The sequence below is a fragment of the Methylobacterium bullatum genome (assembly GCF_014845095.1).
Taxonomy (GTDB): Bacteria; Pseudomonadota; Alphaproteobacteria; order Rhizobiales; family Beijerinckiaceae; genus Methylobacterium; species Methylobacterium bullatum.
The window spans coordinates 1-665 of the sequence record NZ_NKUG01000196.1 but is presented as its reverse complement, the minus strand read 5'-3'; the positions used below and the strand labels follow the sequence as shown (position 1 = coordinate 665).

At 74.3% G+C, this 665-nt stretch carries 1 protein-coding gene; it reads left to right on the top strand.

Annotated features, from left to right (window positions below; translation table 11 throughout):
• Nucleotides 1-659 (top strand): PhnA-like protein (locus MBTS_RS21590; RefSeq protein ID WP_192216444.1); only part of this gene is annotated, 659 nt, incomplete at its 5' end.
• Nucleotides 660-665 lie beyond the last annotated feature (6 nt).

Sequence of the window (665 nt, the reverse complement as noted above, 5' to 3'; positions counted from 1 at the left end):
CGGGCGGCTTCATCGCCGGGCGCCTGTCGGGCAAGCCCGTGACGGGCGCCGCCGGCCTGCACGGCCTGGTCTCCTGGGCGGTGACCACCCTCGTGGTGCTCTATCTTCTCACCTCCGCGGCCGGCGGCCTCATCGGCGGCGCCTTCTCGGGCGTGACCAGCACGCTCGGCGGCGCCGGCTCCCTCGTCGGCGGTACCGTGCAGACCGCCGCGCAGGCCGCAGCCCCGTCGCTGTCCAAGATCACCAACCCGCTGGACGGCATCGAGCAGAGCGTCCGCCAGCAGGCGGCCGGCCAGGACCCGCAGGCCGCCAAGGATGCCGCCGTGGCAGCCATCCGCGCCCTGTTCACGGGGGATCCCGCCCAGAAGGCCCAGGCCGAGAACCGCGCCGCCGACGCGCTGGCCAAGGCCCAGGGCATCCCGGTCGACCAGGCCAAGACCCAGATCCAGGACTACAGGAAGCAGTACGAAGAGACCGTCGCCAGCGCCAAGCAGAAGGCCGAGGCCGCGGCCGTGGCCGCCAAGTCCGCTGCCACCCAGGGCGCCTTCTACGGCGCGCTCGCCCTGATCCTCGGCGCGCTCGCCGGCTTCTTCGGCGGCCGCCTCGGCGCTCCGACCCTCGCCACCCTCACCGATCGCTACGACGCCCGCCGCGTCTGAGCCGGA